This is a genomic window from Bradyrhizobium sp. th-b2, from assembly GCF_000426785.1.
GTDB lineage: Bacteria > Pseudomonadota > Alphaproteobacteria > Rhizobiales > Xanthobacteraceae > Bradyrhizobium > Bradyrhizobium septentrionale.
The window spans coordinates 88,245-109,783 of sequence record NZ_AUGA01000012.1 but is presented as its reverse complement, the minus strand read 5'-3'; the positions used below and the strand labels follow the sequence as shown (position 1 = coordinate 109,783).

General features: G+C 65.7%; 17 protein-coding genes and 2 pseudogenes. 6 read left to right on the top strand and 13 right to left on the bottom strand.

Going from position 1 to position 21,539, the window contains the following annotated elements; all coding sequences use genetic code 11:
- Window positions 1–11 precede the first annotated feature (11 nt).
- Window positions 12–947 carry a class A beta-lactamase gene (gene bla, locus K359_RS0116655; protein ID WP_029080362.1) on the bottom strand — a complete coding sequence of 312 codons (936 nt, stop codon included), beginning with the start codon at window positions 945–947 and terminating at the stop codon, window positions 12–14.
- Between the two features lie 105 nt (window positions 948–1,052).
- Here bla and K359_RS0116650 point away from each other — a divergent pair, with 105 nt between their 5' ends.
- Window positions 1,053–2,039, top strand: a complete 987-nt coding sequence (locus K359_RS0116650) for a LysR family transcriptional regulator (protein WP_029080361.1) — start codon at window positions 1,053–1,055, stop codon at window positions 2,037–2,039.
- A gap of 162 nt (window positions 2,040–2,201) precedes the next feature.
- On the opposite strand, the gene K359_RS0116645 is transcribed toward K359_RS0116650, so the two are convergent.
- The 6 genes from K359_RS0116645 to K359_RS0116620 form a co-directional block, all read right to left on the bottom strand.
- A complete protein-coding gene (locus K359_RS0116645) occupies window positions 2,202–3,170 on the bottom strand; it encodes an ABC transporter ATP-binding protein (RefSeq protein ID WP_029080360.1) in 969 nt (322 codons plus the stop codon).
- The gene (locus K359_RS0116640; protein ID WP_156928531.1) at window positions 3,167–4,147 is read right to left on the bottom strand and encodes an ABC transporter ATP-binding protein; all 981 of its coding nucleotides are present in this window, start codon (window positions 4,145–4,147) and stop codon (window positions 3,167–3,169) included. Before K359_RS0116640 ends, K359_RS0116645 begins: the two co-directional genes overlap by 4 nt.
- Window positions 4,144–5,061 carry an ABC transporter permease gene (locus K359_RS0116635; RefSeq protein WP_029080358.1) on the bottom strand — a complete coding sequence of 306 codons (918 nt, stop codon included), beginning with the start codon at window positions 5,059–5,061 and terminating at the stop codon, window positions 4,144–4,146. The genes K359_RS0116640 and K359_RS0116635 overlap by 4 nt, the downstream gene beginning before the upstream one ends.
- Window positions 5,027–5,983, bottom strand: a complete 957-nt coding sequence (locus K359_RS0116630; RefSeq protein ID WP_029080430.1) for an ABC transporter permease — start codon at window positions 5,981–5,983, stop codon at window positions 5,027–5,029. The genes K359_RS0116635 and K359_RS0116630 overlap by 35 nt, the downstream gene beginning before the upstream one ends.
- 28 nt (window positions 5,984–6,011) lie before the next feature.
- Entirely contained in the window at window positions 6,012–7,805 is a 1,794-nt protein-coding gene (locus K359_RS0116625; protein WP_029080357.1) for a peptide ABC transporter substrate-binding protein, read from the bottom strand.
- 461 nt (window positions 7,806–8,266) lie between these two features.
- Window positions 8,267–9,685: a M20 family metallopeptidase gene (locus K359_RS0116620; RefSeq protein ID WP_029080356.1), complete on the bottom strand. Its 1,419-nt coding sequence runs from the start codon at window positions 9,683–9,685 to the stop codon at window positions 8,267–8,269.
- Between the two features lie 253 nt (window positions 9,686–9,938).
- On the opposite strand from K359_RS0116620, the gene K359_RS0116615 reads away from it, so the two are divergent.
- Window positions 9,939–11,300 carry a metallophosphoesterase gene (locus K359_RS0116615; protein WP_029080355.1) on the top strand — a complete coding sequence of 454 codons (1,362 nt, stop codon included), beginning with the start codon at window positions 9,939–9,941 and terminating at the stop codon, window positions 11,298–11,300.
- A gap of 49 nt (window positions 11,301–11,349) precedes the next feature.
- On the opposite strand, the gene K359_RS0116610 is transcribed toward K359_RS0116615, so the two are convergent.
- The 4 genes from K359_RS0116610 to K359_RS0116595 form a co-directional block, all read right to left on the bottom strand.
- On the bottom strand, window positions 11,350–11,562 hold the full coding sequence (locus tag K359_RS0116610) for a hypothetical protein (RefSeq protein WP_029080354.1): 213 nt from the start codon (window positions 11,560–11,562) through the stop codon (window positions 11,350–11,352).
- A gap of 827 nt (window positions 11,563–12,389) precedes the next feature.
- Window positions 12,390–12,764 carry a response regulator transcription factor gene (locus K359_RS0116605; RefSeq protein WP_029080353.1) on the bottom strand — a complete coding sequence of 125 codons (375 nt, stop codon included), beginning with the start codon at window positions 12,762–12,764 and terminating at the stop codon, window positions 12,390–12,392.
- The gene (locus K359_RS0116600) at window positions 12,761–13,627 is read right to left on the bottom strand and encodes a S1C family serine protease (RefSeq protein ID WP_029080352.1); all 867 of its coding nucleotides are present in this window, start codon (window positions 13,625–13,627) and stop codon (window positions 12,761–12,763) included. Before K359_RS0116600 ends, K359_RS0116605 begins: the two co-directional genes overlap by 4 nt.
- A gap of 97 nt (window positions 13,628–13,724) precedes the next feature.
- Complete coding sequence (locus K359_RS0116595) at window positions 13,725–14,753, bottom strand: AraC family transcriptional regulator (RefSeq protein ID WP_029080351.1); 1,029 nt, start codon at window positions 14,751–14,753, stop codon at window positions 13,725–13,727.
- Between the two features lie 260 nt (window positions 14,754–15,013).
- Between K359_RS0116595 and K359_RS0116590 the strand changes: the two genes are divergently transcribed.
- Both K359_RS0116590 and K359_RS0116585 read left to right on the top strand, forming a co-directional pair.
- A complete protein-coding gene (locus K359_RS0116590) occupies window positions 15,014–15,463 on the top strand; it encodes a cupin domain-containing protein (RefSeq protein ID WP_029080350.1) in 450 nt (149 codons plus the stop codon).
- Window positions 15,464–15,583: 120 nt separating this feature from the next.
- Window positions 15,584–17,077 (top strand): NAD(P)/FAD-dependent oxidoreductase, encoded by a 1,494-nt coding sequence (locus tag K359_RS0116585; RefSeq protein WP_029080349.1) that lies wholly within the window; start codon window positions 15,584–15,586, stop codon window positions 17,075–17,077.
- Between the two features lie 12 nt (window positions 17,078–17,089).
- On the opposite strand, the gene K359_RS0116580 is transcribed toward K359_RS0116585, so the two are convergent.
- Entirely contained in the window at window positions 17,090–17,815 is a 726-nt protein-coding gene (locus K359_RS0116580; protein ID WP_029080348.1) for an alpha/beta hydrolase, read from the bottom strand.
- A 154-nt stretch (window positions 17,816–17,969) separates the two neighbouring features.
- Here K359_RS0116580 and K359_RS52180 point away from each other — a divergent pair.
- Both K359_RS52180 and K359_RS52175 read left to right on the top strand, forming a co-directional pair.
- A pseudogene (locus tag K359_RS52180) lies at window positions 17,970–18,950 on the top strand (helix-turn-helix domain-containing protein).
- Window positions 18,951–18,970: 20 nt separating this feature from the next.
- A pseudogene (locus K359_RS52175) lies at window positions 18,971–20,036 on the top strand (maleylacetate reductase).
- 6 nt (window positions 20,037–20,042) lie between these two features.
- Here the strand turns inward: K359_RS52175 and K359_RS0116565 are convergent.
- Complete coding sequence (locus K359_RS0116565) at window positions 20,043–21,497, bottom strand: GH1 family beta-glucosidase (RefSeq protein WP_029080347.1); 1,455 nt, start codon at window positions 21,495–21,497, stop codon at window positions 20,043–20,045.
- Window positions 21,498–21,539: the final 42 nt, after the last annotated feature.

The following is a 21,539-nucleotide window of genomic DNA, read 5'->3' as shown; positions in this document are numbered from 1 at the left end:
GTCCTGCCGCTCTAGCCGGTCTGTCCGGTACTCGCATTCGCAACGGCGCGCGCGACGTTGGCGATCACCTCGTTGCACTTGTCCATGGGAGCACTTGCCCCGGTCAGGTAGACCGTCACCACGATCGGCTTGCGGCCGGGCGGCCAGAACACGCCGATATCGTTATAGGTACCTCGCTCGCCAGTGCCGCTCTTGTCGCCAACCCGCCAGTCGCGCGGCACGCCGGCGCGCAGCCGGGCGTCGCCGGTCTTGTTGGCGACCATCCAGGCGATGAGCCTCTGGCGCGAGGTGGCCTGCAGGACATCGCCGATCACAACGCGCTGCAGATTCTTCAGCATCGCCACGGGGCTCGTGGTGTCGCGCGGATCGCCTGATACTCCCTCGTTCAGCGCCAGCTCCCAGCGGTCGAGCCGGCTCACATTGTCGCCGATGGTGCGGAAGAAGCTGGTCAAGCCGGCGGGCCCGCCGATCTCGCGGAGGATCATGTTGCCCGCGGTGTTGTCGCTCCGCGTGATGGCAGCCTCGCAGATCTCGGCAAGCGTCATGCCCGACGCGACATGCTCCTTGGTGACCGGCGAATTGGCCAAGATATCCTTGGCCTCGATTTGCACGCGCTGATCGAGGCTGGACTCGCCGCGGTCGACCCGGTGCAGCACCGCGGCCGAGGCCAGCGCCTTGAAGGTGCTGCACATCGGGAACCGCTCGTCGCCGCGCTGGCTCGCGCGCAATCCTGTCTCCATGTCGAGCGCGGCGACGCCGAGCCGGCCGCTGGTCGCCAGCTCGACGCGTGCAAATTCCTGCTGCAGCCGCAGCCCTGGCCCGCTTGGTCCCGCCGCTGCACTCCGTCCTGCCGCGGCGCTCTGTTCTGCCGCGGCGCTTGGCCGCGGCAGGGTGCAGGACATCGCAAGGCCCAGCGCGCGCAATCCAAATGTCCGTCTCGTCAGCATGTCGATTCTCGTTCTCCGTTGGCGGCGCGAAACTGCCGAACGGCGCGACGATCGACAAACAATCATTTATACAGCCAGGCATGAGAAAAACTTGGTCATGACGCCGTGCGCCGGCATCTCCCGTTGAACGCATTGCGCGCCTTCGAGGCGTCCGCGCGGCTGTTGAGCTTCACCCGGGCGGGGATGGAGCTGCGCGTGACGCAGACCGCGATCAGGCACCAGGTCAAGCAGCTCGAGGAGCTGCTCGGCGCCAGCCTGTTCCGCCGCCTGCCGCGTGGGCTCGTGCTCACCGACGAAGGGCTGGCGCTGCTGCCGGTGTTGAGCGATGCGCTCGACCGGATTGGAGCTGCGATCGACCGTATCGAGGCCAAGGGCACGCGCGAGGTCGTCACCGTCGGCTGCGTCACCACCTTTGCGACCGGATGGCTGCTGCAGCGGGTCGACCGCTTCAAGCGCGCGCATCCCTATATCGACCTGCGCCTGCTCACCAACAACAACCGCGTCGACATCGCGGGCGACGGGCTCGATCTTGCGCTGCGTTTCGGCGACGGCTCGTGGCACGGCACCGAGGCGATCCATCTGTTGTCCGCGCCGCTGTCGCCGGTGTGCTGCCCCGATGCGGCGAGCCGGCTGCGCAAGCCGTCCGACCTCGCGCAGGAGTTTTTGCTGCGCTCCTACCGCGCCGAGGAATGGCCGCTGTGGTTTGCGGTGGCCGGCGCGCCGTGCCCAAAAATCCAGGGGCCGATCTTCGACAGTTCGGTTGCGATGGCCGAGGCCGCGGCGCGCGGCGTCGGCGTCGGGCTGGTACCGATCGCGATGTTTGGCAACGAGCTGGCGTCCGGCCGGCTGCTGCGGCCGTTCGCGGCAGAGGTCCCGGCGGGCTCCTACTGGCTGACCTGGCTGAAGTCGCGGGAGGTGACGCCGGGCATGCGCGCCTTCCGCGACTGGCTGCTCGACACGCTGCGGGCGGATGCGAGTGCGGCGGAGGAGGGGACGGATGCGTCCGCTTCACGGCCGAAGGCAAAAACGAAGGCCAAACCAAAGGCCAAACCAAAGGCCAAGACGAACGCCGCGAAGAAGCGGAGACGTTAATCGTCAAGCTTGCTTTTTATCCCGTCATCCTGAGGAGCTGCGGAGCGGCGTCTCGAAGGATGCACGGCCCGGCTGATGGCCGTCGATCCTTCGAGACGCACGCAAGAGCGCGCTCCTCAGGATGACGGTCGGGGAGCAGTGTGCGCTGCAGAGCAATCCCCGCTACGCCAGATGGCACGCCACGGAGTGGCCGTTGCTGCCCTCCAGCAGCTGCGGCGCGGTCTGCCGGCAGCGCTCTTCGGCGATCGGGCAGCGGGTGTGGAAGTGGCAGCCTTTCGGCGGATTCATCGGGCTCGGCACATCGCCCTTGAGCCGGATGCGCAACTTTTTTGCCTTGGGATCCGGCACCGGCACCGCCGAGAGCAGCGCCTTGGTGTAGGGGTGTTGCGGGTTGCGGTAGAGATCGCTGGCCTTGGCGAGCTCGACGATGCGGCCGAGATACATCACCGCGACACGGTCCGAGATGTGCTCCACGACCGAGAGATCGTGCGCGACGAACAGATAGGTGAGGTTCAACTCGGCCTGCAGATCCTCGAGCAGGTTGATCACCTGCGCCTGGATCGAGACGTCGAGCGCCGAGACCGGCTCGTCGCACACGATCAGCTTCGGCTCCAGGGTCAGCGCGCGGGCGATCGCGATGCGCTGGCGCTGGCCGCCGGAGAATTCATGCGGATAGCGCCGCATGTGGTCGGCTTTCAGCCCGACCTTGACCAGCAGCCTAGCGACGCGGTCCTCGCGCTCGCTGGCCGAGCTCACGAGGTTATGGATGATCAAGGGCTCGGCGAGGATCGTGCCGACCGTCATGCGCGGATTGAGCGAGGCGAACGGGTCCTGGAACACCAGCTGCATGTTGCGCCGCATGGCGCGCAGATCGCCGCCGCCGAGCCCCATCACGCTCTTTCCGTCGAACACGACCTCGCCCGAGGTCGGCTCGATCAGGCGCAGCACGCAGCGGCCGGTGGTCGACTTGCCGCAGCCGGATTCGCCGACCAGCCCCAGCGTCTCGCCGCGGTTGATCGAAAACGACACGCCGTCGACCGCATAGACCTGGCCGACCTCGCGCGACAACAGGCCGCCGAGCACCGGAAAATGCTTCTTCAGATTGCTGACGCGTAGCAGCGGTTCGCTCATGACGCGTCTCCGAGGTGGCAGGCCATGCGATGGCCGGGCGCGATCTCGCGCAGGCGCGGCTCCTGCTCGGTGCAGATGCTCATGGCGTGTTTGCAGCGGGGCGCAAAACGGCAGCCGGGCGGCGGATTGATCAGGATCGGCACCGAGCCGCCGATCGCCTCCAGCCGGGTCTTGTGCTCGGCGTCGAGATCGATGCGCGGGATCGAGCGGATCAGGCCCTGGGTGTAGGGATGGCGCGGATCGGCGAACAATTCGTCGACCCCCGCTTCCTCCACCACCTTGCCGGCATACATCACGACGACACGCTGCGCGGTCTCCGCCACCACGCCCATTGCGTGCGTGATCAGCATCACCGCCATGCCGAGGCGTTCCTTCATGTCCTGCAGCAGGTCGAGGATCTGCGCCTGGATGGTGACGTCGAGCGCGGTGGTCGGCTCATCCGCGATCACGAGCTTGGGCCGGCAGGCCAGCGCCATCGCGATCATCACGCGCTGGCGCATGCCGCCGGAGAACTGATGCGGATAGTGATGCACGCGGCCTTCGGCGTTGGGGATCTGCACCAGCTTCAGCATCTCGATGGTGCGTTCCAGCGCCTGCTTCCTGGTCACCGCCTCGTGGCGGCGCAGGCTCTCGGAGATCTGCTCGCCGATGGTCAGCACCGGGTTCAGCGAAGTCATCGGCTCCTGGAAGATGAAGCCGATCTCCTTGGCCCTGATGTCGTCGAGCTCGTGGCTGGTCAGCGGCACGAGGTCGCGGCCCTCGAAGATGATCTCGCCTGCGACGATCTTGCCCGGCGGCATCGCGATCAGCTTGAGGATCGACATCGCGGTGACGGTCTTGCCGCAGCCGGACTCGCCGACCACGCACAGCGTCTCGCCGCGGTTGATGCTGATGTCGACGCCGTCGACCGCCTGCAGGATGCCGTCGTCGGTGGTGAAATGGGTTTTCAGGCCCTTGATCTCGAGCAGCGCCATCAGATCACCTTGCGCGCGTCGAGCGCGTCGCGCAGCCCGTCGCCGATGAAGTTGATGGCGACCACCGCGATGAAGATCGCGCCGCCCGGAAACAGCGCCCAATGCGGGCCGATGTCGAGAAAGTCCTTGGCGTCATAGAGAATGCGGCCCCAGGTCGGGGTGTCAGGCGGGAAGCCGAGGCCGAGGAATGACAGCGTCGATTCCGCGATGATCGCGGCGGCGACGTCGATCGTGCCGGCGATGATCACGGGTCCGAGCGCATTGGGCAGGATGTGGCGCACCACCTGCCGCACCGGGCTCGCGCCGAGCGCGCGCGCCGCCTCGACGAATTCCTTCTCGCGCAGCGACAGGAACTGGGCGCGCACCAGGCGCGCGACCGGCATCCAGCGCAGGCCGCCGATCACCAGCACGATCAGGATGAAGATGCCGCCCTCCGGGCCGAACACCGCCCTCAGGCCGTCGCGGAACAGATAGATCAGCAGCAGCAGCAGCGGCAGTTGCGGCAGCGACAGGAACAGGTCGGTGAGCCACATCAGCCCGTAGCCGAGCGCACCGCGCGACATCCCGGCGAGCGCGCCGATCAGCGTGCCGACGAACACCGAGACCAGCATTGCGGCAAGGCCGACCGCGAGCGAGATGCGTCCGCCATAGATCATGCGGGCGAGCAGGTCCTGGCCGAGATCGTCGGTGCCGAACGGATGCGCCAGCGAGGGGCCCTGCAGGCCTGCCACGACGTCGACGTCGTTGATGGCGACGCGCCAGATGAATGGCCCGATCACGACGGCCAGGATCAGCACCGACAGCAGCACGGCGCTGACCACGGCCGGCTTGTGCCGGCGATAGCGGCGCCAGGTCTCGCGCCAGGGCGAATAGCCGCGCCGCTCAGCGGAAGGAGATGCGAGGGTCAAGCCAGCCATAGAGCACATCTGCGATCAGGTTGAACAGCACAACGAGGCACGCGAACACGAAGGTGACGGCCATGATGACCGGCGTGTCGTTGGCGAGGATGGAGGAAATCAGGAGCGAGCCGATGCCGGGAATCCGGAAGATCTGCTCGGTGACGATGGCACCGCCGAACACGGCAGGCATTTGCAGCGCAATCAGCGTGACGACCGGGATCATCGCGTTGCGCATCACATGCTTGACGATCACCTTGGCCTGCCCGAGGCCCTTGGCGCGGGCGGTGGTGACATAGTCGAGCCGGATGACGTCGAGCATCGCCGAGCGCACGAAGCGGGTCATCGACGCCGCCTGGAACAGGCCGAGCACCATCACCGGCATGATGGCCTGCCGGATCATCTCCAGCGCCCATTTGATCCCGCTGCCCGGCACGTCGGTGTAGACGAAGGGCAGCCAGTCCAGTTTCACCGAAAACACCAGGATGAACAGGATGCCGGTGAAGAAGGTCGGCAGCGAGAAGCCGATGAAGGCGAAGGTGTTGGCGATCTGGTCGAACAGCGAATAGGGCCGGGTGGCTGCATAGACACCGACCGGGATCGCAATCAGGAGCGCGAGCAGCTGGGCGGAGCCGATGATATAGAGTGTCGCCGGCAGCCGCTGCAGGATCAGCGTGTCGACATTCATCCGGCTGACGAAGGAAAAGCCCCAGTCGCCCTGCGCCATCGCCGCCAGCCAATGCAGGTAGCGGAGATAGATCGGGTCATCGAGGCCGAACTTGGCCCGAAGCGCGGCCTGCACTTCGGGCGGCACATTTGGATTGGTCGCGAGCTCGGAGAACGGGTCGCCGGGCGCGAGTGCGAGCACGACGAACAGCACCAGCGAGATTCCGAGCAGGCTCGGAATCGCGATCAGCAGGCGACGAAGGATATACTGACTCATGAGGGAGCAATCCGTTCGACTGACGTCGTCAGGCGTCCCTGTACCAATCCTGCAAATTATCCAGGTCGTTGGCCCAGCCGCTGATGACGGGGCGCAGCGTATTCGACGCGGCGCCGACCTTGATGCGGTGCATGACGGGAATCACCACATTGTCCTGCCACATCAGGTCATTGCACTTAATGTAAAGGTCGGCGCGCTTCAGCGGATCGATCTCGTTCTCGGCGGCATCGACCGCGGCATCGAAGTCCTTGTTGGCCCAGCGCGGGAAGTTGCCGCCCTGCCACTTGTTCTCCTTGGTCGCGATGTTGCGCGAATGATAGCGGCGCATGTGCAGCGCCGGATCGGGCTGGGTCATCGGAATCTGGAACATCTCGATGTCGGCGAAGAATTTTGCGTAAGTGTCGGGATTGGCGACGTCGGAGGAGAAGAACACCGAGGCCACCACCGATTTCAGCTCGACGTCGATGCCGGCCTTCTGGCAGGCCTGCTTGACGATCGCCTGGGTCTTCTGGCGTGGTCCGTTGATCGAGGTCTGGTACAGCAGTTTCAGCTTCTTGCCGTCCTTCTCGCGGATGCCGTCACTGCCGACCTTCCAGCCGGCTTCGTCGAGCAGCGCGGCTGCCTTCTCGATCGAGAATTCCCATTTGGTATTCTTGGAGACGAACTCCTCGGGGCCATTGAGGTAACTGGCTGTGGTGCGGCCGGCGCGGCCGTATATCGCCTTCTTGACGGAGTCGCGGTCGACCAGCAGCGCCAACGCCTGGCGCGCGCGGGGATCGGACAGGATCGGATGCTTGGTCTTCATCGACGACCGTTCACCGTCGACCTCGGTGTTCGGATCGGTGAAGTTGATGGCGATGAACTCGATGTCGCCGCCGGGCGCGTAGACGGTCTTGCCCTTGCCGCCCTTCTCGAGACGCAGCAGCACCTCGTCCTCGACCTGCATGTTCCAGGCATAGTCATATTCGCCGGTCTGGATGATGGCGCGCGCCGCCGAGACGGCATCGCCGCCGCCCTTCAGTTCGAACGTGTCGAAATAGGGCCGGTTCGCCATATGGTAGTCGGGGTTGATCTCGCCGCGGATCTGGTCGCCCGGCTTGAACTCGACGAATTTATAGGGGCCGGTGCCGACCGGTTTCAGATTGTTCGGCGCCTCGCGGGATTTGCTGCCCTTGTACTCCGCGAACAGATGCTTCGGGATGATGCAGCCATAGGCGCCGACAAAAGCGTTCGCCCAGAACGGGGTCGGCTTCTTGAACACGACGCGAATGGTAAGGTCGTCGATCTTCTCGACCGAGCTGACATCGCCATAGGAGCCGACGCTCACGGCCGCCGTCGCCGGATCGCTGCAATATTCAAAGTTGAACACGGCGTCATCTGCCGTGAACGGCTTGCCGTCGTGCCATTTGACGCCGGGCTTGAGTTTCCAGACCACCGACTTGGCGTCGGCGGCAAGCCCGCCGTTCTGGATCGACGGGATCTCCGCGGCAAGGATCGGATTGAGCTTGCCTTCGGTATCCCAGCTCGCGAGCGGCTCGTAGAAGATGCGCGAGCCGTCCTGGTCCTTGGTGCCGGTCGCGAAATGCGGGTTGAGCAGGGTCGGGCCCTGCCACCACAGCAGTTTCAGCGGACCGCCGCCGCCGCGCTTGGTCGGCTTGTACGGGCTGGGGCTCTGCGCCATCGCAACGCCGCCGAGGCTGAGGACCTGGTTCGCCATCGGAGCGGTGAGGCCGACGGCAATCATTCGCTTGACGAAGGCGCGGCGATCCATCCGCCCGTCCCTTACGTCGTCGATCATGCCACGCAGATTCTTGTCGAACATAGTCCCCTCGGTCCGGCTCACGTGTGATTGCGGCGGGCCGGGGAACCGGCCGCCGTCTTGGCGGCAGGATGGCACACCGAATGGCCGCCAAGGTCAACGGCTCCCGGGTCCCGGCGCATAGGTCTTTTGGCTATCGCTTGTGCAGAACCTCGCGCGGCCGCACATCGGTTCGGCATTTCGGTGCCAAAGCCCGTCTCTGCGCGCCTCGCCGTGCGGAAAATTTGTTCGTTATCCTTTGTTCCGAGATGCCTTTTTGTCACGCAGGCGCGTTTTCGAGCGAAGTGGATACCGGTTCGCGTCAAGAAAACGCGCCAAAACAAAAATCCAGAGCGTTTTCGAGTGAAGTGGATGCCGGTTCGCGTGAAGAAAACGCGTCAAAACAAAAATCCGGAGTTCGTTCCCGATCCAATCGGAACGGCGCTCTGGCCGGGCCCCGAGGAGCCCGGCCCGCAAATGTGGCGTCAGGCGACCGACATATCCAACGGCGGTGCAACATTCGCCGGCAGCGGACTGATATAAGGAGTTCGGGTGGTCCGCTTCTTCAGATCAGCCTTGGCGGCTTCGATCAGCTCCGGCTCCAGCAGCGCCTTGACGCCGAGGCCGGCCATCGCCTTGGCCGCCTGCACCATCGCCTTGTGTGCGGCCGGCGTCTTGCCCTGCGCCACAACCTGCCAGGTGTGGAACGGCGTGCCGATTGCAACCGTCGGTGCATGGACCTGCACGGTCGGCACCACCCAGCTGACGTCGCCGACATCGGTCGAGCCGATCAGCGGATTGCGCTTGGCGTCGATCGGCACCAGGAAATCGGCGAGCGGCCGGTCGGTCGGCTCCATGCCGATCGCGTAATATACCGAGGCGATGTCCTTGTCGGTCAGGGTCGCGCGGATCTTGCCGGCGAAATCCTTGTCGGCATCGTCGAAATGCGGCGGGCCGAGATCCTCCATGATCCGGTGCAGCGTCTGCTCCAGCGGCGCGTTGGGCAGGATGTTGGAGACCGCGGAGATGATCTTCATCTCGACCTTGGTCTCGGTCATCAGCGCCGCGCCCTGCGCGATCTTGTGCACGCGTTCGACCAGCTCGTTCATGCCGGGCAGGTCACGGGCGCGGATCGAGTAGCGCACGCGGGCATGGGCCTGCACCACATTCGGCGCGATGCCGCCGGTGTCGAGCAGCGCGTAATGCACGCGCGCGTCACTCGGCATGTGCTCGCGCATGTAGTTGACGCCGACATTCATCAATTCAACTGCGTCGAGCGCGCTGCGGCCGAGATGCGGCGAGGCCGCCGCATGCGAGGTCCGGCCGGTGAAGCTGAAATCGGCTCTTGTGTTGGCGAGCGACGGCGTCACCGCCACCTCCCAGAAACTGTGCGGATGCCAGGTGATGGCGATGTCGGCATCCTCAAAGGCGCCACAGCGCACCATGAAGGCCTTTGCCGCGCCGCCTTCCTCGGCCGGACAGCCGTAATAGCGCACCCGGCCCGGCACCTTGTTGGCGGCGAGCCAGTCCTTCACCGCGGTCGCGGCCAGCAAAGCGGAAGAGCCGAGCAGATTGTGACCGCAGCCATGGCCGTGGCCGCCGCTCTCAACTGGACGAGGTTCAGCGACGCCCGCCTCCTGGCTGAGGCCGGGCAGGGCGTCATATTCGCCGAGGAAGGCGATCACAGGCCCGCCTTCACCCCATTCGCCCATCACCGCGGTCGGGATGTCGGCAAGATTCTCGGTGATGCGAAAGCCCTGATGACGCAGTTCGGCCAGATGTTCGGCGGAGGAGCGTGCCTCGGTGTAGCAGACCTCGGGCATCGCCCAGACCCGGTCGCTCAATTCGATGAATCGCGGCGTGATCGTGTCGACGCCGCGCCAAACATCACTACGGTTGTCCATTTGCTTCGGTCCCTTAACTCGCAAGGCAATCTGAAGCGCAAAAGGCTAGCAGCTTGCCGCGACGCCGCCTAGCGCGCGCCGGCAGGGCAGGTGTTCCGCAGCGTCACGACTTGGTGTGCGCAGACGCATTTTGATGTCGTGGGAGCGGCACACGATTCCAGCAATCCGCTGCAACCTTTCGCAAGCGAATGTCTGCCTTGAGCGATCAGCCTGCCTTCATCTATGATATGCCTCGCAAGGACGTGGTCCGACGATGAACGATTCCATTCCGGCTCTGTTGCCGAGACATTCGGGCCACCAGTTCGTGCTCTATGCCGATTCCTGCTCGGGGGTCGCAGGCGCGCTGCATGAACGCACCTTTGCCTCGGTGAATGATGTGGTTCGCCGGCTGCATCCGCGGCCCGAATTCATCCTCTTTCCCGGCGACGAGATCATCGGCCTCACGGCGGACGCCGGCGCGCTGCGCGCACAATGGCGGCATTGGCTCGACACCGAGATGAGCTGGCTCGACCGGCGTGAGGTGCCGATGTGGCACACCACCGGCAACCACACCACCTATGACGCGATGAGCGAGGCGGTGTTTCGCGAGGTGCTGAAGCTGCCGCACAACGGCCCGTCCGGTCAGGAGGGCCTGTCCTACTGGGTTCGCCGCGACGATCTTCTGATGGTGTTCGTCCACACGCTGTGGAGCGGGCTCGGTGGCGAGGGGCATGTCGAGACCGACTGGCTCGAGGCGGTCCTCGCCCAGCACGGGGATGCCAGGCACAAGCTGGTGCTGGGCCATCATCCGGTATTCCCCATCAATGGTTACAGCGGCGCCTATCAGCGCGAGATCGGCCATGAATACAGCGCGCGCTTCTGGGATATCCTGGTGCGCGCCGATGTGACCGCCTATCTGTGCAGCCACATCCTCGCCTTCGACGTTCAGGTGCATCGCGGCGTGCTGCAGCTCTGCACGGCGGGGGCGGGCACCGCGCACCGGATGCCCGAAGGCGTCGAGTATCTGCATTGCGTGCAGGCTGCGCTCGATCAGAGCGGCCTTCGCTATCAGGTGCTGGACACCGAAGGCGTCGTGCGTGAGCGGCTCGCATGGCCGCTGCCGTCATTCGATCAGGCGTCGTGGTCGCCACTGCCGCGCGGGGCGAGCCCTGCGCCGTTATCCGGAGCCGCGCCGCCCGCGACGGCCATCGCCCTGAAATTGTCGGGCCGCACCGCCGCGGCCGCCGCCGCGCCACAAACGCTGCTCTGCACGCCCGCACCCGGGATGATCGCGCCGCTCTGGCTCGGATTGCGCGGGCCGAAACAGACGCTGACCTTGATCCTGGGACGAGAGCAGGTGCGCAGTCCTCATTACTGGATCGGTCCCGAACTCGGCGCGGACGCCGATTTCGCGCTCGATGTTGCCTTCTACCCCGATATGGGACCGGGCGGCGTGCTGTGGCGACGCAGCGGCGACACGCGCTGGACGTCGTGCACGGCGATATCGGCGACGGGGCTCGAGCGCTTTTCCTGGCCCGCGGTCTGGAGCGTCGGCTGCGGCGAGGGCGGGCCGGACGACCGGCGATATGCCGGGCCGCGGCTCGAGATTGCTGCTTCCGTCATCGCATTGTCGTGAGTGGACGCCGCGAAGGCTTCAGCGTGCGCTGACTGACAATGGTAGCGGCTTAGCCAGGCTCTCTCGGCTTCGTCCGCTCTGCGCTTCTCAATTCACGATCAATCAGCGTGCAGACCCGGCGCTGCGCCAGCAGGTCGAGCCGCGCGCGCGTGGTGCCTCGCTTGGTCTTGCCGTTGATGTCGAACGACCAACTCCAGGTGTCAGGTTCGATGTTGATGAGCGTGTATTCAATGTCCCGATGACGATAGATCAGCTTCTTCATGCCGTTTCTTTTTGTGAGCTGAGCCTGCATAGCCAGATCGCGAAGGCGTCTGTATCCGGACGACTACTTACGCAATTGGTCTAAGCGTCCGCATCACGGAATTTTCCGCAATCACTGAGTTGGGGTCGTTGTCCAGTGGCTGCGTGAAAAATATTTCGGTTTATCGGAATGGAAACTTGGTGTATGGTCTGCCCGTCTCACCCGATCGAGGGGCGCTGCGCATCGTCACGGGTGTTGCGGTGAGATGCGGTGAGATGCGGTGGACGCGGAGCGTGCGAGAGACGAAAGCACGTCAAGCGGACGGTGAAGTCGTGCAGGCCTGACGCCCTAGTGGCAGGTGTCCTCTCGCAAAGCGCGCGAGCGCTTTTGCGAAGGCGGTGACAAACAAGCCCAGTCTCGCCGGGGAGAGCACGTATAAGCCGTAAGCCATCGCGCAGGGAAAGCCGGGTTGTTTCCGGTTACACCTGTGGTCCTACCCCCGAGCTTTCTACCATTGCTCGGGGCCCATGGGTGCGATCGGCACTCGGCTTTCCCTGCGCCCTCTGCTTGAGGAGAGGGCGGAACGAGATGCAAAGCTCGGACAAATCATGTCGCGAGAATGCGGATGTGTGACTCAAAAGTGGCGCAACAAATTCAGTGTCGTCCCGGCCTAGTGCGCAATTGCGCACGGGGGCCGGGACCCATAACCACCGAAGATGACTGTTGCGCGACGCTGGGGCCACAGCTTTCCTCACCAACCCAATCCTGTGGTTATGGGTCCCGGCCTTCGCCGGGACGACGGGTGGAGAGATCTCTGCTCAACGTGATCACAAACGTAATCCCACCCTTCACAAATTGATCACCCCGCGCCGCGCGGCATGGGCGACGGCGTCGGTGCGGCCGGTCGCGTCGAGCTTGTCGAGCAGGGAGCCGACATGAAACTTGGCGGTGTGGACCGAAATTCCGAGCCGCTGCGCGATCATCTTGTTGGATGCGCCTTCGGCCAGCAGCGCCAGCACGTCGAGTTCGCGCGGCGTCAGCTCGAAGTCGCCGGCGCCTGCGGCCTCGCGATTGCGGGCGACGATCGCAGCCGTTGCCTGCTCGCCGGGCGCGGCCAACCGCAGGCCGGCAACGCTGCCGAGCAGCGTCGCCAGCCGGTCGGCCAGCACGGGATCGTCGATCTCGAGCGCGATGACGATGTCGGAGGCCGGCTCACTGCTCACGTCTCGGGCCTCTCGCCGACCGTGACCTTGACGTTCAGCGGCTCGCCGCCGCGGTGCACGGTGAGCTCAACCACGGTGCCCACGCTTTGCGGTCCGAGACCGCGCGACAGCGCCCGCACGCCCGACAGTTTCTCACCGTTTACTGCAACGATCACATCGCCCTGGCGGATGCCGGCGGCGGCCGAGGGCCCGACCTTGTCGACATTCATCACCATCGCGCCGAGGCCCTCGTCGAGACGGACCGGCTGCAGCCCGACGCCGAGATATCCGCGCGCGATGCGGCCGCTTTTCTCCAGCTGCGTCGCGACCCGCTCGATGGTCGCGGCCGGTATCGTCAGCACGCGGCGCGGGCCGAGCACGGCCATGCCGAACGGCTCGCCCGCGGCATTCAGTGCAAGTCCGCCCTGCTGGCTGTACCGCAGCCGGACGTCGAGCTCGATCCGCGCGTCGATCTCGCCGCCGCGCAGGCTGCGCCAGGGCGCGCCTGATAATGAGACCATGCCGAGCCGCGCGGACGGCGCGCCGCGGTCGGCGGCGACGATCACCGCGAGCGATCCCAGCGCGGGGATCTCTGTGGAGAGCTTGATCGGCGCGACATCGCCGCCGACGCGCAGCAGCGCGACGTCGGTGGTGTGGTCGCGCCCAGTGACGGTTGCCGGCCTGCGGCTGCCGTCGGCGAACTGGATTTCGACCTCACCCTCGTCAGCAAGGGCTTCGTCGGCGGTGACGACAAGGCCTGCCTTCCAGACAAAGCCGGATGCGCGCGCGCGATGCGAATGCACGGAGACGACCGCGGGCGCAGCGCGCGCAATGGTCTCCGAAAGGGCTGACGACAGCGAGGCGAGGGTGGTCGGTTCGGTCATGGGAAACTCCGTTGGCTTCCCTCAATCTGGGATTTCGCGGCCGGCCGCGATACTGGCCGGATGGGCAGGGCCCGGCCACATCGTTCGGAACCGCCGCTCAGCTCAGCCGCTGCAGGGTCGCCTTCGGGGTCTCGCCGAACTTGGCGCGGTAGGCGCTCGCCATCCGGCTCAGATGGGTAAAGCCGAGGTCGAATGCAATATCGACGATGCGTTCGCCCGGCCGCGCCGTCTTGAGCCGGGCGTTGAGATGGGCGAGGCGGATGTCGAGCAGCATCTCGGACACGGTGGTGCCGAAGTGGCGGCGGAAGCCGAGTTGCAGCGCGCGGATGCCGGTGCCGGCGATCTCCGCGAGCTCGGCGAGGTCAAGCGGTTCGGTCGCGCACGTCTCCAGATAGGCCCGCACGCGCTTCAACGCCGCCGGCTGGGCCTCGGTGCGGCCGTTGAAGACATCGATCGCAGAACTCAGGCTGTGCCGCTGCTCGTTGAGCAGGACATTGAGAAACGACTCGCGCCAATCGGCGGCCGCGATCGCGGACAAGGTTTTGCGCGGCCCGAGCTGCTCGGCGAGCGTGACGAGTTGCTCGATCCTGGCCGAGAGCATCTGCCCAAGCGGCCCGGTCAATTCGACGGCGGGATCGAACTCGACCGGCCGGACCGCGACGCCGCCAAGCGCCGCGGCGCGATGCTCGACCTGCTTGCGGTCGAGCAGCACGATGAGCTGGGCGCAGTCGCCGCGCCAGGTCATCTCGGTCGGAATGGTCGGCGACAACAGAGAGGCGCAGCGTTGCGGCCCCGTGGTGAGCTCGCGCGCGGCGGTGCGGATCGAGGCCGAGCCCGACAGCGGCATCTGCAACAGGAAGAAGCGGTCGAGGCAGCCGGGATTGATCGCGACCGATCCGCCATAGGCGACATAGTTGACCGAAAACCCGTCGAAGCCTGCGCAATTATGGTGTGCGGAGAAATCGCGCTCGGAGTGATCGACCGGCGTCAGCTCGTGCGGGCAGAAGATGCGGCCGATCGCTTCGGCCGCATCGTCGACGCGCGCCGTTGCGACGCGCGCGAAGTCAGTGAGCCTCGTCCTTGTCGAACTTGCCCGTGCCGAAACCTCGTTGCCCGTCGCTGTCACGCCGGCCGTCCGGAGTTGTTTGAGGTCTAAAACATCATGCAGCCTAGTGCATCCGCCGGCAAAGGGGAACGACGTTTCGTCGCGCAATCTGCCCGATCGGCGCGCAGGCCGATGCGGCGGCATTGGGCAGGCGTCCTGCTCAGGGTTCCCGCATTGCAGCATGATCGTGTCGGGTCGAGATTCGTTTATCGGCTAGACAGCCCTTCCGGCTGGCGACAGGCTCCGTGTCCGCAAGACGCATCAAAACTGGAGAGGCTGACATGGGCACGCTCGAGAAAGGCATTACCCGAACCGGCACCGGCTACGGCGGCAAGACCTGGAATATTTTGGGCCAGGTCTACTATCCGAAGGCGGTCACCGACTCGACCTTCGCGTTCGAGACCAACAGCGATCCCGGCCAGTTCGTGCCGGTGCACGTCCACCCGACCCAGGACGAGTTCATCCTGGTGCAGGAGGGCGTGCTCGACCTCAAGCTCGACGGCGTCTGGGTGCAGGCCAAGGCCGGCGACCTCGTGCGCATGCCGCGCGGCATTCCGCACGGCTATTTCAACAAGTCCGACAAGCCGGCGCGGGCGCTGTTCTGGGTGTCGCCGATGCAAAAGCTCGAGGCGCTGTTCGACAAGCTGCACAATCTGCAGGATCCCGCCGAAGCGGTGCGCATCTCCGCCCAGCACGAGGTGGACTTTCTGCCGCCGGAAGCCAACGACTAGGACGACGACCGAACAGACATACGCGCGCAAGGCGGCAATCGCCGGAGCTGGCTCCGGCGATGACGGAGAGACGTGCGCCTTGAGGAAATTGGACCTGTTTATTCAATTCGGAGCGGTTTCATGGTCAAGCAGAAGCATGTGTGCGTGATCGGCGCCGGCATTTCCGGGCTCGCTGCGGGAAAGGCCTTTGCAGGCCGCGGCCACAAGGTGACCATCATCGAGCGCAGCGGCGATCTCGGCGGGGTCTGGGAGCCGGCGCGGTCCTATCCCGACGTGCAGACCCAAAGCCCGAAGGATCTCTATCGTTACACCGACAAGGCGATGCCGGAGGCCTATCCGGAATGGCCGAAGGGCCCGCAGGTCCATGCATACTTGCGTGACTATGCGCGCAGCCATGGGCTCGACGGCGCGATGCGGTTCGACACCAGCGTCGAGACCATGAAGCGCCGCGCCGACGGCAGACCGGGCTGGACGCTCGAACTGCGCTCGACCGACGGCGCCACCGGCCAAGAGGATTTCGACTTCGTTGCGGTCTGCACCGGGCAGTTCAACGAGCCGCAGACGCTGCCGCTTCCCGGCGAGGACGGCTTCAAGGCGCAGGGCGGCCAGATCCTGCATTCGTCGCAATACAGCGATCCGGCGCTGGCCAAGGGACGCAAGGTCGTCGTGCTCGGCGGCTCGAAATCGGCGACCGACATCGCCGTGAATGCGGTCAATTCCGGCGCCAGCGAGGTCACGATCGTGTTTCGCGAGCCGGTCTGGCGGATCCCCTATTTCGTCGGCGGCCTCGTCAACTTCAAGCGCATCCTCTACATCCGCGCGCAGGAGCAGATGTTCGCGAGCTGGGGCATCGGCCCGATGGCGCGCCTCGCGCATGCCGTTGCAAAGCCGTTGGTCTGGGCGAACTGGCGCGGGCTCGAGAGCATGCTGAAGATGCAGCTCAAACTCAAGCAATGCGACATGGTGCCGAAGGAGCGGATCGAGGACGGCGTCAACTGCTCGGTGCCAATCGCCACCCCCGATTTCTATCCGATGGTCGCCGACGGCCGGATCAAGGCGGTGCGCGGCACTTTCGATCATTATGACGGCAAGACCATCGTGATGAGCGGCGGCCAGCGTGTCGCTGCCGATATCGCGGTGCTCGCGATCGGCTACAAGCTCGGTGTGCCGTTCCTTCCCGAGGAGTATCAGAGGAAGCTGGTCGAGCCTGATGGGCAGTACCGGCTCTATCGGCTGATTGCCAATCCCGATCTACCCGACATGGGATTTGTCGGCTTCAATTCGAGCTTCTGCACCGTGCTGTGCGCCGATCTCGCCGCGAACTGGCTGGTACGCTATGCCGACGGCCAGCTCGCGCAGCAGCCGAGCGCGGCCGAGATGCACGACAACATCGCGATGATGCTGAACTTCAAGCGCGTCGAGCGGCCGGCGGCGGGCGTCTATGGCGGGCTCTGCGTCGCGCCCTACCACTTCAAGCATTTCGACGAGCTGTTGGCTGACATCGGCACCAAGGCGTCGCGCCGCAACCCGCTCGTCGAAAAATTCACGCCGCCGGACGCGGACGCCTATGCGCGGTTCCTGGCGACCGCGCCGGAGTACAAGGCGGTCGCGTAGTGCCGATGTGGTTCAGTCGCGGCCCGCGTCGAGGAAGGCTTGCGCGAGGCGCTCGGGGTTGGAGAAGCACAGCTCGTGGCTGCCGGGCACCTGGACCAGGCGGAACAGCCCGAGCTTCTCCGACAGCCGCGGGTGCCACGGCAGGCTATGAGGCATCGCCGTATCCTCGGTGCAGTTGACGTAGGATTTCGCGATTGGCATCTCGGCCGGATTGGTCTTCAGCGCGATCTTGTCCTGGAAGGTCTTCAGGGGATGCGGGTTGAGCTTGTCATAGGCGCGTTGCGCCGTTTCGAGGTCGGCGTCGTTGATGAAGGCTTCGCGCCAGATCGGGAACGGCAGCACCACCGATCCGTCGCCGCGCTCGGCGTAAATGGCATCGAACAGGCCGCGATAGTGCGACGGCACCATGTCGTTGAGGCATTCGCCATTGTTGGGCACGAAGGCGTTCCAGTAGACCAGCCGGCGGATGCGATCCCCCGCGGCGTCGGCAACGCCGGTGATGACCATGCCGCCATAGCTGTGGCCGACCAGCACGATGTCCTTCAGGTCATGCTCGGCGAGGTAGTCCACGATCGACTGGATCGCCTCGGGGAGGCCGCTATCCTTCCTGTCGCCGGAGCGGTTACCCCTGATGGTCGGGGTGTGGACGACATGGCCGTCCCTGCGGATCGCAGCCGCAACCGGCTCAAACTCGGCGCCGGTATGCCAGGCGCCATGGACGAGAACATAGGTCGACATGTTGTACCTCCCTGCGTGGTTTGGTTAGATCGATTGCGGCGTCCGGGACGGCCCGGGATACGCGCCGAGTTCAAGCAGTTCCTGATGGATATTGACCCGGGCCTACGGATCGCGCTTGGCTGTAACCGAACCGGATTGGGCTCGGAGTGAACTGATGCAGCAAATCGCCGCCGCGGATCGCTCGCGCAGGCTGAGCTGGAATACCGCGGACACCAGGCCGGGCGAGCAGTTCGCCTATTATCGCGAGGCAATCTGCCAGGCCTTCATGAACCTGACGCCGGAACCTCCGGCGACGCCGGGCTTCCTTGCCCGCGTCGAGACCGTTGCGCTCGGCGACGGCGCGGTCAACCGGGTCAGCTTCCCCGAGCATGTCGTGCGGCGCTCGGCGGCCGACATCGCGGCGTCGAGCCGGCGCTGCTACTACCTCAATCTCAAGCTCGCCGGCCGCTGCCGGATCCAGCAGGCCGGGCGCGAGATCAGCCTGTCGCCGGGCCAGGTCGGAATCTTCGACAGCGGCCAGCGGTTCTCGCTGCTGCACGACCGCGGCCCCGCGCTGCAGGTCGCCTCGTTCTGAGTGCCGGCCGAGGCGCTGGACGAACGGCTGCCGTCGGCGCCGGAGGTTGCACCGGCGCGGGTCTCCGACGATCCGTTCGTCGGCCACCTGATCGCCGAGACCGCGCAGGTCCTCAACACCTCGGCGCTCCGCGCATCGGATGCGGACAACGCGCGGCTGTTCGGCGTGCTGCTCGATCTGGTCGCGCTCAGCCTGTCGCGCAGCGGCCGCGCCGGGGTTGCCGAGACCGCCGGTCTTGCCGATGCGACCTGGCTTGCGCTGCGCCGCGCCGTGGACCGCAGGCTGCGCGAGCCCGGGCTCGGCGTTGCCGCCATTGCGGCCGGGATCGGCATCAGCGAACGTTATGTCCACAAGCTGTTCGAGCGCGCCGGCACCACGTTCGCCAGCTATCTGATGGACCGCCGCCTCGACGGCGCCGCGCGCGACCTGAAGGAGCCCGCGATCGCCGGACGCGCGATCGGCGACATCGCGTTCGACTGGGGTTTCTCCGATCTGTCGCATTTCACCCGTCGCTTCAGGCATCGCTTCGGCTGCACGCCGCGCGACTGGCGCCGGAACTGACGCAGGGTTCGGAAGTCACGATGCCACAATCTTTCACCTATCAGGTCAGCCCGATGCGGGTCGTGTTCGGGATCGGCACGGTCGCCGCGCTGGCAGACGAACTCGGACGGCTCGGCATCAGCAGCGCGCTGGTGCTGGCGAGCCGGCGGCAGCAGGCCGAGCTCGGCGATCTCGCCGCATTGACCGGCGGCCGCGTGGCTGGCGTGTTCGATGGCGCTGTCGTGCACACTCCGGTCGCGGTGACCGACCAGGCGATGCAGGTGGTGCGCGATTTGAAGCCCGACGGCGTCGTCGCGATCGGCGCGGGTGCTGCGACCGGCTTGAGCAAGGCGATTGCGCTGCGCACCGATCTGCCGCAACTGATCCTGCCGACCAGCTATGCCGGCTCCGAGATGACGCCGGTGCTCGGCGAGACCGTCGAGCGTCAAGACCACACAATCGTCGCCAAAGATCTTGCCCGAGGCCGTGGTCTACGACGTCAACCTGACGGTCTCGATGCCGGCCAAATTCTCCGCGATATCAGGCCTCAACGCGGTCGCGCATGCGGCCGAGGCGCTGTATGCGCGTGACGGCAACCCGATCACCTCGCTGATGGCGGAGGAAGCGATCGCGAAGCTCGCGTCATCGCTGCCAGAGGTTATCGCGCAGCCGCGCGATCTCGACGCGCGCTCCGATGCGCTCTATGGCGCGTGGCTGTGCGCGGTGTGTCTCGGCACCGTCGGCATGGCGCTGCACCACAAGCTCTGCCACACCGTCGGTGCGCTGTTCGACCTGCCGCATGCCGAAACCCAGGCGGTGCTGCTGCCGCACACAATCGCCTACAACACGCCGGCCGCGCGTGAGGCGATCGGCCGTGCCGCGCGGGCGCTTGGCAGCGCTGACGCCGCCGATGGCCTGTTCGATCTGTCGGCCAGGCTCGGCGCACCGCGCTCGCTCGCCGAGATCGGCATGCCCGAGGACGGCATCGCGAAGGCGGCCGCGCTCGCGACCAAAAATCCCTACTGGAATCCGCGGCCGATCGAGGAGCGCGGTATCAGCGACCTTCTCAGACGCGCGTGGTCCGGCGCGCGGCCGCAATCCGGCTAGGGCGTGTCACACCCCGATCGCGTTGCGCGCGATCACGTCGCGGTAGAATGCGGCGCTCAGTTTCGGCACGCGCGCCTGGGTCTCGAAATCCACCCGATAGAGGCCGAAGCGCTTCTCGTAGCCAAAGATCCATTCGAAATTGTCCATCAGGCTCCAAAGGAAATAGCCGTGGACCGGGACGCCGTCGGCGGTCGCGCGCTGCAATTGGGCAAGGTAGTTGCGCAGGAACATGATGCGGTCGAGATCGTAGATCTGCCCATCCGGTTGTACCTTGTCCTCGCCGGAGGTGCCGTTCTCGCTGATATAGATGCTCTTGATGTTCCACAGCTTGGCCGCAATCCGCGGCGCCCAGTAGATCGTCTCCGGCGCGATCCGCAGCCAATCCGAGCTCATATGCGGGAACGAGGCTGGCATCGGCAGCGGCTTCCAGCCGGGGGCGCTGTCGGTGGCGAGGACATAGCAGTGCGGCGCGTAGATGTTCAGCCCGACGAAATCATTGGGCTGCGAAATGATCTTCAATTCCTCCGCAGTGAATTTGGGGGCATCCGCGCCGGCATATTGCAGAAAGGCCTCGGTGTACTTGCCTTCGAGGATGGCGCCGAGGAAGCCCGCGTTCAGCTCGCGCGTCGCGATCTCGGTGGCGCGGATGTTCTCCGGCGTGTTGATCGCGGGCACGCAGGCGGTAATGTTCTCGGCGGGACCGACCCGCGTGCCGGCGCGCCCCTTGGCGCGGATCGCCTGCACCGCGAGGCCGTGCGCGAGCGCAACGTTGTGGCGCGCCTGGTTCACCTCGGCCGGCGGCAGCTTCAGCCCCGGCGCGTCGACGCCGAGAGCATAGCCGAATGGCAGGAAACGCCCGACCTCGTTGAGGGTGAAGATGTTCTTCACCCGGTCGGTCAAACGCTGCGCCACATAGCCGGCGTAGTCGCCAAAGGCCATCGACGTGTCGCGCGAGCGCCAGCCGCCGACCCGGTCCTGCAGCGCCTGCGGCAGGTCCCAGTGATAAAGGGTGGCGTAGGGCTCGATGCCGTTGGCGAGCAACTCGTCGACCAGGCGGTTGTAGAAGTCGAGGCCCTTCGGGTTCGGCGCGCCGGTGCCGTCGGGAAACACCCGTGGCCAGGCGATCGAGAAGCGATAGGCCCGGGCGCCGAGCTCCTTGATGAGGCGGACGTCCTCCTTGTAGCGGTGATAATGATCATTGGCGCGGTCGCCGGTCGAGCCGTCCTCGATCTTGCCCGACGTGTGGGTGAATGTGTCCCAGATCGACGGGCCGCGGCCGCCCTCGTTGACCGCGCCTTCGACCTGATAGGACGAGGTCGCGGTGCCCCAGACGAAGCCCGCCGGAAAGCTGGTGCCATTCGGCCGCGGAGCGCGGTTTGCGGCCTCGGCAGGCGCCGACAGGCCGAGCGCCGAGAGGCCTGCAAGGCCCGCAAACTGCCGGCGCGAGAATTGACCGAACATGATTATCTCCCGTCGCCGGTCGCTGCGGCTGGAATGCCAGCC

Excerpts from the sequence above, each read along its gene's own strand:
- K359_RS0116645 (WP_029080360.1), bottom strand. The coding sequence starts at position 3,170 with ATGAGCGAACCGCTGCTACGCGTCAGCAATCTGAAGAAGCATTTTCCG.
- K359_RS0116600 (WP_029080352.1), bottom strand. The coding sequence starts at position 13,627 with ATGACCGAACCGACCACCCTCGCCTCGCTGTCGTCAGCCCTTTCGGAG.
- K359_RS0116625 (WP_029080357.1), bottom strand. The coding sequence starts at position 7,805 with ATGTTCGACAAGAATCTGCGTGGCATGATCGACGACGTAAGGGACGGG.
- K359_RS0116620 (WP_029080356.1), bottom strand. The coding sequence starts at position 9,685 with ATGGACAACCGTAGTGATGTTTGGCGCGGCGTCGACACGATCACGCCG.
- K359_RS0116565 (WP_029080347.1), bottom strand. The coding sequence starts at position 21,497 with ATGTTCGGTCAATTCTCGCGCCGGCAGTTTGCGGGCCTTGCAGGCCTC.
- K359_RS0116590 (WP_029080350.1), top strand. The coding sequence starts at position 15,014 with ATGGGCACGCTCGAGAAAGGCATTACCCGAACCGGCACCGGCTACGGC.
- K359_RS0116615 (WP_029080355.1), top strand. The coding sequence starts at position 9,939 with ATGAACGATTCCATTCCGGCTCTGTTGCCGAGACATTCGGGCCACCAG.
- bla (WP_029080362.1), bottom strand. The coding sequence starts at position 947 with ATGCTGACGAGACGGACATTTGGATTGCGCGCGCTGGGCCTTGCGATG.
- K359_RS0116585 (WP_029080349.1), top strand. The coding sequence starts at position 15,584 with ATGGTCAAGCAGAAGCATGTGTGCGTGATCGGCGCCGGCATTTCCGGG.
- K359_RS0116630 (WP_029080430.1), bottom strand. The coding sequence starts at position 5,983 with ATGAGTCAGTATATCCTTCGTCGCCTGCTGATCGCGATTCCGAGCCTG.
- K359_RS0116580 (WP_029080348.1), bottom strand. The coding sequence starts at position 17,815 with ATGTCGACCTATGTTCTCGTCCATGGCGCCTGGCATACCGGCGCCGAG.
- K359_RS0116610 (WP_029080354.1), bottom strand. The coding sequence starts at position 11,562 with ATGAAGAAGCTGATCTATCGTCATCGGGACATTGAATACACGCTCATC.
- K359_RS0116635 (WP_029080358.1), bottom strand. The coding sequence starts at position 5,061 with ATGGCTGGCTTGACCCTCGCATCTCCTTCCGCTGAGCGGCGCGGCTAT.